At 66.0% G+C, this 9,638-nt stretch carries 10 protein-coding genes; 9 read left to right on the top strand and 1 reads right to left on the bottom strand.

Translation table 11 applies throughout. From position 1 onward, the window contains the following. From frr to fabZ, 9 genes are all read left to right on the top strand, one after another. A partial coding sequence (gene frr / locus I55_RS08180; RefSeq protein WP_044560027.1) for a ribosome recycling factor occupies positions 1-476 on the top strand: 476 nt, incomplete at its 5' end. 55 nt (positions 477-531) lie between these two features. Then, positions 532-1,269, top strand: coding sequence for an isoprenyl transferase (locus tag I55_RS08185; protein WP_044560028.1), 738 nt, complete (start codon positions 532-534; stop codon positions 1,267-1,269). After that, on the top strand, positions 1,205-2,140 hold the full coding sequence (locus I55_RS08190) for a phosphatidate cytidylyltransferase (RefSeq protein ID WP_252181077.1): 936 nt from the start codon (positions 1,205-1,207) through the stop codon (positions 2,138-2,140). Before I55_RS08185 ends, I55_RS08190 begins: the two co-directional genes overlap by 65 nt. Then, positions 2,131-3,333 carry a 1-deoxy-D-xylulose-5-phosphate reductoisomerase gene (locus I55_RS08195; protein ID WP_044560030.1) on the top strand — a complete coding sequence of 401 codons (1,203 nt, stop codon included), beginning with the start codon at positions 2,131-2,133 and terminating at the stop codon, positions 3,331-3,333. Before I55_RS08190 ends, I55_RS08195 begins: the two co-directional genes overlap by 10 nt. A gap of 203 nt (positions 3,334-3,536) precedes the next feature. Continuing rightward, the gene (gene rseP / locus I55_RS08200; RefSeq protein ID WP_044560031.1) at positions 3,537-4,679 is read left to right on the top strand and encodes an RIP metalloprotease RseP; all 1,143 of its coding nucleotides are present in this window, start codon (positions 3,537-3,539) and stop codon (positions 4,677-4,679) included. 13 nt (positions 4,680-4,692) lie between these two features. Then, positions 4,693-7,023, top strand: a complete 2,331-nt coding sequence (gene bamA, locus I55_RS08205; RefSeq protein WP_044560032.1) for an outer membrane protein assembly factor BamA — start codon at positions 4,693-4,695, stop codon at positions 7,021-7,023. A 74-nt stretch (positions 7,024-7,097) separates the two neighbouring features. After that, positions 7,098-7,685, top strand: coding sequence for an OmpH family outer membrane protein (locus I55_RS08210; RefSeq protein ID WP_159107139.1), 588 nt, complete (start codon positions 7,098-7,100; stop codon positions 7,683-7,685). 71 nt (positions 7,686-7,756) lie between these two features. Next, positions 7,757-8,800 carry a UDP-3-O-(3-hydroxymyristoyl)glucosamine N-acyltransferase gene (gene lpxD, locus I55_RS08215; RefSeq protein ID WP_044560033.1) on the top strand — a complete coding sequence of 348 codons (1,044 nt, stop codon included), beginning with the start codon at positions 7,757-7,759 and terminating at the stop codon, positions 8,798-8,800. After that, the gene (gene fabZ, locus I55_RS08220) at positions 8,772-9,308 is read left to right on the top strand and encodes a 3-hydroxyacyl-ACP dehydratase FabZ (RefSeq protein WP_252181078.1); all 537 of its coding nucleotides are present in this window, start codon (positions 8,772-8,774) and stop codon (positions 9,306-9,308) included. The genes lpxD and fabZ overlap by 29 nt, the downstream gene beginning before the upstream one ends. Here fabZ and folB read toward each other — a convergent pair. Then, the coding region (gene folB / locus I55_RS08225) for a dihydroneopterin aldolase (RefSeq protein ID WP_044560034.1) at positions 9,289-9,638 on the bottom strand (350 nt) is incomplete at its 5' end. The genes fabZ and folB overlap by 20 nt on opposite strands.

Consider the following 9,638-nt stretch of genomic DNA (forward strand, 5'->3'; position numbering starts at 1 on the left):
GCACCGGTCGCGCGTCGGCCAGCCTGCTGGAGCCGGTGACGGTCGAGGCCTATGGGTCGCATATGCCCCTGGTCCAGGTCGCCACCATCGGCGTGCCGGAGCCCCGTCTGATCACCGTGCAGGTGTGGGACCGTAGCATGGTGAAGGCCACGGAAAAGGCCATCCGCGAGGCCGGCCTGGGCCTGAACCCGCAGACCGAAGGCCAGACCATCCGTGTGCCCATCCCGGACCTGAACCAGGAGCGCCGCCAGGAACTGGTGAAGGTGGCCAACAAGTACGCGGAACAGGCCCGCGTGGCCGTGCGCAACGTGCGCCGCGACGGCATGGATCTGCTGAAGCGGGCGCAGAAGGACGGCGACCTGTCCGAGGACGAGCACAAGACGTGGTCGGACAAGGTGCAGGCCCTGACCGACGCCCACATCAAGAAGATCGACGAGGCGTTCGCCGCCAAGGAAAAAGACATCACCCAGATCTGATGTCCTTGATCCGGCTTTCCGCTTTGACCGTCCCAGTTCCTGTTCCGAGAGTCCCATGTCCGGTGCCGTAGCGCCCTTGAACGTCCGCCCGCCCGCCCACATCGCCATCATCATGGATGGCAATGGGCGCTGGGCGACGCGCCGCGGCCTGCCCCGCACCGCCGGCCACAAGAAGGGTGTGGAGGCGGTGCGCCGGGTCTTGGAGGCGGCGCGGGAACTGGGGGTGTCCTACCTTACGCTGTTCAGCTTCTCCTCGGAGAACTGGAGCCGGCCGGAGGGGGAGGTCAGCGAGCTGATGCACCTGCTGCGGTTCTACCTGCGGGGGGAGATCGCCACCCTGCACAAGAACGGCATCCGGTTGCGCATCATCGGCGACCGGTCGCGCCTGGCGCCCGATATCGTCACGCTGATCCAGAACGCGGAAAATCTGACGGCCAACAACACCGGCCTGACCCTGGTGATGGCGCTCAGCTACGGTTCGCGCCAAGAGATCGCCAACGCCGCCCGCCATCTGGCGGAACAGGTGCGGGACGGGCGCCTGACGGCCGACCAGGTGACGGTGGAAAGCCTGGGTGCATCCCTTTATACCCGGGACATCCCCGATCCGGACCTGGTGATCCGCACCAGCGGGGAAAAGCGCATCAGCAACTTCCTGCTATGGCAGATGGCCTATGCGGAGCTGGTGTTCGTGGAAACGCTGTGGCCGGATTTCGGACGCCAGGACCTGGATGACGCCATCCAGGAATTCCATCGGCGCGACCGCCGGTATGGGGCAACGGTTGGAACGCGCTGAAGGGCTGTTGGCCAAGCTGCCGGGTGATCTGAAGACCCGCATTTTCTCCGCCCTGGCCTTGGGACCGCCGGTCCTGCTGGCCGTTTGGCTGGGCGGCATCGTCTTCCAGGCGGTGCTGGTGGCGGTGGCCGTCATCGCCGCCCTGGAGTGGTTGCGCCTGGTGGTGCCGGGGCGCCAGCCCTGGGCCACGGCCATGGGGCTTATGACCATCCTGGTGACCCTGAGCGGGGAGTTCGTGGCCGGGCCGCTCTACGGCCTCATCCTGCTGGCGGCGCAGACGGTGCTGCTGTGGTGGGCCGCCGCGGGCGGTCATCCCGGCGCGCCGGAACCGGAGGCCGGGACGGCGGGGCAGGGCGGGCGTTTGCCAGCACCCATCTTCTTTGCGCTGATCGTGCCCTATGTCGGTGGCGGCTGCCTGGCGCTGGACTGGATTCGCAACCGGGCGGGGCCCGAGGCCATCTGGCTGTTCCTTTTCCTGCTGCTGGCCATCTGGGCCACCGATATCGGCGCTTATGTCGCAGGCCGCGCCATTGGCGGACCAAAGCTGGCACCGCGCATCAGCCCCAAGAAGACCTGGGCCGGCCTTTTGGGCGGCATGGCGGCCGCGGCTTTGGTAGGCTTGGCGCTGTCGCCGCTGGCCACCGTGTCCTCGCCCGGCGCCGGCGCCCTGGTGGCCGCTGTCATCGCGGTGGTGGGGCAGGCCGGCGACCTGTTCGAATCGTATATGAAGCGCCGGTGCGACGTGAAGGACAGCGGTTCGCTGATCCCCGGGCACGGTGGATTGTTGGATCGTATTGATGGGTTGGTCATGGCGGCGCCGGTGTTCGCGCTGTTCCACGCCCTCATTGGGGAGAATGGGTCATGGTGGTGAGTTCCCTGCAGGCCATGGCGGCGCCTGTCGCTGTTCCGGCCGCGCGCACGGTGACCATCCTGGGGTCCACCGGTTCGGTGGGCTGCAACACGGTCGAGCTGGTCGCCCGCGACCCGGAGAAATACCAGGTCGAGGCGCTGGTCGCCCGCAAGAACGTGGACCTGCTGGCCCGCCAGGCCAAGGAATTGCGCGCCAAGGCCGCCGTGGTGGCCGATGAGGCCCACTACGGTGCCCTGAAGGACGCGCTGGCCGGCACCGGCATCGAGGTCGCGGCCGGGGCCCAGGCCGTGGTGGATGCCGCCACCCGGCCGGCCGATTGGGTCATGGCCGCCATCGTTGGCGCCGCTGGCATGGAGCCGACGCTGGCCGCCGCCCGCCGCGGCGCCATCGTCGCCTTCGCCAACAAGGAAGTGCTGGTCTGCGCCGGTTCGCTGATGATGGCGGAGGTGAAGCGTCACGGCGCCACCCTGCTGCCGGTGGACAGCGAGCACAGCGCCATCTTCCAGGTCTTCGAGTCCGACCGCGTGGAAGGGGTCAGCCGCCTGATCCTGACGGCCTCGGGCGCCCCCTTCCGCAAGAAGACGCGGGAGGAGATGGCGCGCGCCACGGTGAAGGAGGCGGTGGCCCATCCGACCTGGGACATGGGCGCCAAGATCTCCGTCGACAGCGCCACCATGATGAACAAGGGCCTGGAGGTCATCGAGGCCCACCACCTGTTCGGCATGCCGGAGGACAAGATCGACGTGCTGGTCCACCCGCAGTCGGTGGTGCACAGCCTGGTGGAATATGTCGACGGCTCCGTCCTGGCGCAGCTGGGCACGCCCGACATGCGCACCCCCATCGCCGTGGCCCTGGGCTGGCCCCATCGTATCCCCACCCCGGGGGAGCGGCTGGACCTGGTGACGGCCGGCAGCCTGGAATTTTACGCTCCTGATCCAGAGAAGTTCCCGGCCCTGCGGCTGGCGCGTGAGGCCATGCGGGCTGGCGGTTGCGCCGCCTGCGTGATGAACGCCGCCAACGAGGTGGCCGTGGCCGCCTTCCTGAATGGCCGCATCGGTTTCCTGGACATCGAGCGTATTGTGGAGCACGCCATGACGACCGTGCCGCATTCACGCCTTAATTCACTGGACGATGTGCGCGAAGTGGATACCGTGGCACGACGGATTGCGACGGAAGCGATTCAGGCGCGATAGGAAACGGGGGTCCCGGCCGTTCAAGGATGACCGGGGCCTGCCGGCCGGGTCGCGAAGCGCTGATGGTGAGGGTTTGTTCACCATCCGGGCGCACCATCGCGGCCAGGCAAACAGGCCCTCTTCATATGCGTGTCCCGTTTCCCGGCTGATGGCGGGGACGGCGGGAGGCCCTGAAGGAGGGGGTGTTATTGGAGTTTGGGACGATGCATCAGATCGTGAACTACGCCAGCACCTATGGGGGCACCTTCCTGGTGGTGTTGACCGTCCTCGTGTTCGTGCACGAGTTCGGCCACTACTACATCGCGCGCCGCAACGGCGTGCGCGTGGACGTGTTCTCCATCGGCTTCGGGCCGGAAATCTGGGGCTTCAACGACCGCGCCGGCACGCGCTGGAAGTTCAGCCTGATTCCGCTGGGCGGGTACGTGAAGATGTTCGGCGACGCCGACGCCGCCAGCCGTCCCGGGGCCGAGGCCCGGACCATGACGGCGGAAGAGCGCGCCGTGTCCTTCCACCACAAGCGGGTGGGCCAGCGCGCGGCCATCGTGGCCGCCGGGCCGATGGCGAACTTCCTGTTCGCCATCGTCGCCATGTCGCTGCTGTTCATGTTCTACGGCCAGCCCTATACGCCGGCCACCGTGCAGCAGGTGGAGCCTGATAGCGCCGCCGCCGCCGGCGGCGTCCAGGCCGGGGACCGCGTCCTGGAACTGAACGGTCGCCCGATCGAGCGTTTCGAGGATCTGCAGCAGATCATCGCCGTCAGCCCGGGCATGCCGCTGGCCATGAAGGTGCAGCGCGGCGACGCGCAGGTGGACCTGACGGTCACGCCGCGCGCGGTGGAGTCGGAGGACCGCTTCGGTAACAAGAGCCGCATCGGCCGCCTGGGTGTCGTCCGCGGCCAGGACGAATACCATCGCCGCGATCCGCTGAACGCTGTCTGGGCGGCCTGCAAGGGCACCTGGGCGCTGATCACCGGCACACTGGACGCGGTGGGCCAGATGATCATCGGCGCCCATGGCACAGAGGATCTGGGCGGGCCGCTGCGCATCGTGCAGATGTCGGGCCAGATGGCTCAAGTGGGTTTCGTCCAGGTCATATGGTTCATGACCGTGTTGTCGGTCAATCTGGGCCTGATCAACCTGTTCCCCGTTCCCATGCTGGACGGTGGACACCTCATGTACTATGGCCTGGAGGCTTTGCGGGGCCGTCCCTTGGGCGAACGCGCTCAGGAATATGGTTTCCGGATTGGCCTGGCTTTGGTACTTAGTCTCATGATTTTCGCCACTTGGAACGATCTCGTCCACTTTGGTGTGGGCGCCTTCGTTAAGTCTCTGATTTCCAAAGTTTGACCGGGGGAAATAATTGGGTTCGGTTTCGAGAGTAGCGGCGCTGTGCCTGGCAATCGCCGGCACCACCGCAACGTCAGCTGTCGCGCTTTCGTCCGGTGCCTGGGCTCAGGAGATCCTGTCCGGTGGCGTCATCAAGGACATCCGCGTCGAAGGCACCCAGCGTATCGAGCAGGCCACGGTCCGCTCCTACCTGGTGGTTTCGCAAGGCGATGCCTTCAATCCGGACAAGATCGATGAGTCCCTGAAGGCCCTGTTCGCCACCGGCCTGTTCGCCGACGTGACCCTGCGTCGCGATGCGGACACCCTGGTGGTGAGCGTGGTCGAGAACCCAATCATCAACCGGGTGGTGTTCGAAGGGAACAAGCGCGTCAAGACGGAGGACCTGCAGTCCGAGGTCCAGCTGCGCTCGCGCCTGGTGTTCACCCGGTCCCGCGTGCAGCAGGACGTGCAGCGCATGCTGGACGTCTATCGCCGCAACGGCCGCTTCGCCGCGCGCATCGAACCCAAGATCGTCCAGCTGGAACAGAACCGCGTCGATCTGGTGTTCGAGATCGACGAGGGCCCGCTGACCGGCGTTCAGCTGATCAGCTTCATCAATAACAACATCTATGACGACAGCGATCTGCGCGACGTCATGGTGACCAAGGAATCGCGTTGGTGGCGCTTCCTGTCCAGCGACGACACCTACGACCCCGATCGCCTGGCCTACGACAAGGAACAGATCCGCCGCTTCTACTTCCGCAACGGCTACCCTGATTTCCGGGTGATGTCGTCCGTGGCGGAACTGACGCCGGACCGCGACAAGTTCTTCATCACCATGGCCCTGGACGAGGGCAAGCGCTACAAGTTCGGCAAGATCGAGCTGACCAGCGCCATCAAGGACATCGATCTGGCACCTCTGCGTGAAGTGATCGAGACCAAGGAAGGCGAGTGGTTCAACGCCGACAAGATCGAAAGCACGATCAACAAGCTGCAGGACAAGCTGGGTGACCAGCAGTACGCCTTCGTGCAGGTGGACCCCAACGAGGAGCGCCACCCGGACACGCAGACCGTCGACCTGCACTTCGAGATCAACCCCAGCCCGCGTGTGTTCGTCGAGCGTATCGACATCAACGGCAACCTCATCACCCTGGACAAGGTGGTGCGGCGTGAGCTGTTGCTGGCCGAAGGCGATCCCTTCAACGCCTCCAAGGTCAAGCGCTCCGAACAACGGGTGAAGGACCTGGGTTTCTTCGATGACGTGAAGATCAAGCCCAGCGAGGGCAGCACGCCGGACCAGGCGGTCCTGACGGTCGACCTCAGCGAGCAGTCCACCGGTGAAATCCAGGTTGGCCTGGGTTACTCCACCACCGAAGGCGCGCTGATCGACTTCTCCATCCGCCAGCGCAATTTCCTGGGTACGGGCCAAGACATCCGTTTCTCGACGATGTGGTCCTACTACTCCAAGGAATTCACGATCTCCTACACCGATCCCTATTTCATGAACCGGGATCTGGCCGTGGGTGTCGACCTCTTCCGTACCGACCGCAACGCCAACACGACGGAAGAGTCCTACAGCTACGACATGTCCAGCACGGGCTTCGACATCCGTGCCGGCTTCCCCATCTCCGACCGCTTGCGCGAACTGGTCACCTACACGCTGGCCCATACCCGGATCAGCGACATCACGTATGAGACCTCGCGCTTCGTGCAGGAGCAGGTGGGTGCGACGACGACCTCGTCCATCCAGTCGGCCCTGACCTTCGACGCCCGCGACAGCCGCCTGAAGCCCACCTCGGGCTATTACTTCACCGTCACCAACCAGGTGGCCGGCCTGGGCGGCAGCGTGCACTTCCTGCGCAACCGCCTGACTTCCGGCATCTATTTCCCGCTGTTCAGCAACGTGGTGCTGAAGGTCGAGGGCGAAGTCGGCTACATCCTGGGCCTGGGCGGCGAGTTCGTGCGCATTCAGGACCGCTTCTTCCTGGGCGGCGACACCCTGCGTGGCTTCCAGGTGGCCGGTGTCGGCCCGCGTGCCTTCACCACCCAGGGCGGCAACGACGCCCTGGGTGGCAAGCGCCTGGCCCGCGGCACGACGGAAGTCACCTTCCCGCTGGGCCTGCCGGAGGAGCTGGGCGTGGACTTCCACGTCTTCACCGACATCGGCGCCCTGGACCAGAGCGGTGAAAAGCCGGAAGCCGGCGACGATTTCCATGACGAATTCGCTTTCCGCGCCTCCTCGGGCGTGGGCGTGTCGTGGAAGTCGCCGTTCGGCCCCATCCGTATCGACCTGGCCTATCCGTGGATGAAGAAGAGCTACGACCGCATTCAGCAGTTCCGCTTCAGCTTCGGTTCCCAGTTCTAAGAACGAAGGGACGGGACATGATGGCGTTCACGCGCCGCACCCCTGCCGTTTGCCTTTCCAGTGCGAGGGCCGCCTTGGCGGCCCTCGTTCTTGGTTTTGGGACCCTGGCGTCCGCGCAGCCGGCCCTGGCGGCGCCCACGAAGGCGGCAGCACCCAGGCCGGCGGCCGAGGCGGGGCAGCAGCCCAAGCCCGTCACCACCATCGCCGTGGTCGACGTGCAGTTCCTGCTGGAGAAATGCTCCGCCATGCAGAGCGTGAAGCAGCAGGACAGTGTGCAGACGCAGAAATTCCAGGCTGAGCTGTCGCAGCAGGAACAGCTGCTGCGGCAAGCGGAGAAGGAACTGGCCAGCCAGCGCACCGTGCTGGGGCAGGAGGCCTTCGATGCCAAGCGCAAGGACTTCGAGCAGCAGGTGGCCGAGATGCAGCGCCGCATGCAGGAACGCCGCCGCCAGCTGGACAACGCCTTTTCCGCCGCCAGCGCGCAATTGCGCGACAGCATGGTGCGGGTGGTGGGCGAGGTGGCGCGCGAAAGCGGCTTCACCCTGGTCATCCCCCGCTCCAACATCATTTATATGGCTGATGACGCGCTGGACATCACCAACACCGTCCTGCTGCGCCTGAACGCCACGTTGCCGCAGATAACGGTCAACATTCCGAACTGACCCCCGGCCCGGGCGCGCCTCCTGTCGGGCCGGCGTCCGGGCGGTCACCGCCGTCGAAAGGTGCCGTTCCCATGGCCGATCCCCGTTTCTTCAACCGGGCCGGACCCTACACCCTTGCCGAGTTGGCCCAGCGCTGCGGCGCCGAGGTGGCGCCCGGATCCGACGCGGCCCTGGTGCTGGCCGACGTCGCGGCCCTGGATGCGGCCGACGGGACCCAGTTGAGCTTCCTGGACAACAAGAAGTATGTGGACGCTTTCTCCGCCACCAAGGCGGGGGCGGTGGTGGTGCATCCGGCGCTGGCATCCCGGGCGCCGGTGGGCGTGGCGCTGCTGCTGTCGCGCAACCCCTACAAGGCCTATGCGCTGTGCGCCCAGGCCTTCTATCCCGCCATCGCCCCGTCGGGCCAGGTCAGCGCCGGCGCCCACGTCGACCCGACCGCCGAGGTGGGGGAGGGCACAGACATCGCCGCCGGCGCGGTGGTGGAGGCGGGGGCCGTCATCGGCGTCCGGTGCCGCATAGCGGCCAATGCCACCATCGGCCGCAACGTGCGGATTGGGGACGATTGCGTCATCGGCGCCAACGCCTCGCTGACCCATTGCATCCTGGGTTCGCGCGTCACGATTTATCCTGGCGCCCGCATTGGCCAGGACGGCTTCGGCTTCGCCATGGATCTGGCGGGTCATGTGCGCGTGCCGCAAATGGGCCGCGTCCTCATCGAGGATGACGTGGAAATCGGCGCCAACGCCACGGTGGACCGGGGCGCCGGGCCCGATACGGTCATCGGCCGGGGCTGTATGATTGATAATTTGGTGCAGATCGGGCACAACGTGCACCTTGGTGCCGGCTGCGTCATTGTTGCCCAGGCGGGTATATCGGGCAGCACGAAGCTGGATCACCATGTCGTGCTGGCGGCGCAGGCCGGTGTGACGGGGCATTTGAAGATCGGCGCCGGCGCCCAGATCGCGGCGCAAAGTGGCGTCATGCGCGATGTGGCGGCGGGGGAAAAGGTCGGCGGTTCGCCGGCGGTGCCCATGCGCCAGTGGCTGCGCCAGGTCGCGGCGCTGGGCCGTCTGGTACGGGGCAAGAATGGACAAGGTGACGGACGTGACGACTGAAGAGCAGAAGGTTTCTGGGAAGGTGCCCGACCTGGACATCATGCGGATCATGCAGATGATCCCGCACCGCTATCCCATGCTGTTGATCGACAAGGTCGTCGACATCGTGCCGGGTGAAAGCTGCACGGGCATCAAGAACGTCACCATCAACGAGCCGTTCTTCACCGGCCACTTCCCGCAGAAGCCCGTCATGCCGGGCGTGATGATCGTGGAGGCGATGGCCCAGACGTCCGCCGTGCTGGTCATGCACACGCTGGGGCAGTCGGCCGAGGGCAAGCTGGTCTATTTCATGTCCATCGAGGAGGCGAAGTTCCGCCGCCCGGTGGTGCCGGGTGACCGCGTCGAGATCAAGGTCCAGAAGATCCAGAACCGCCGCAATGTTTGGAAGTTCAAGGGCGAGGCCTGGGTGGATGGCGCGACGCCGGACGGGTGGTGGAGGCGCTGCGCAGCAATGGCTTCCAGGTTAAGACCCTGGCGGGGGAGTGAGATCACCCCCGCTGCCGGGTGATCTCGATCCCGGCGGAGGCCGCGTCGGGGAAGACGTCCAGCTTTTCGACGCGCACGGTGACGCTGTGCACCCGGGGGTCGGCCAACAGGCGGTGCGCCACCGTCTCGGCGAAGGTCTCCACCAGGTTCAGGTGGCCCTGGGCCGCTAGGTCGCGGACGATCTTCACCCCATCCTCGTAGGACACCACGTCGGCGATGTCGTCGCGGCGCTGGCCCTGGCGGTCCAGGACCATCATGTCCAGGTTCACGCGCAGGCGCTGGGCTTCGCGCTTCTCGTGCTCGTAGATGCCGATGGTCGCCATCACCACCAGGTCGCGCACGAAGATGCGGG

This window comes from Azospirillum sp. B4 (assembly GCF_000333275.1).
In the GTDB taxonomy this organism is placed as follows: Bacteria; Pseudomonadota; Alphaproteobacteria; order Azospirillales; family Azospirillaceae; genus Nitrospirillum.

What these genes read in the sequence shown, in the direction of transcription:
- lpxD (WP_044560033.1), top strand. Translation starts at nt 7,757, where the DNA reads ATGGCCGATCCCCGTTTCTTCAACCGGGCCGGACCCTACACCCTTGCC.
- I55_RS08185 (WP_044560028.1), top strand. Translation starts at nt 532, where the DNA reads ATGTCCGGTGCCGTAGCGCCCTTGAACGTCCGCCCGCCCGCCCACATC.
- I55_RS08195 (WP_044560030.1), top strand. Translation starts at nt 2,131, where the DNA reads ATGGTGGTGAGTTCCCTGCAGGCCATGGCGGCGCCTGTCGCTGTTCCG.
- fabZ (WP_252181078.1), top strand. Translation starts at nt 8,772, where the DNA reads ATGGACAAGGTGACGGACGTGACGACTGAAGAGCAGAAGGTTTCTGGG.
- rseP (WP_044560031.1), top strand. Translation starts at nt 3,537, where the DNA reads ATGCATCAGATCGTGAACTACGCCAGCACCTATGGGGGCACCTTCCTG.
- I55_RS08190 (WP_252181077.1), top strand. Translation starts at nt 1,205, where the DNA reads ATGACGCCATCCAGGAATTCCATCGGCGCGACCGCCGGTATGGGGCAA.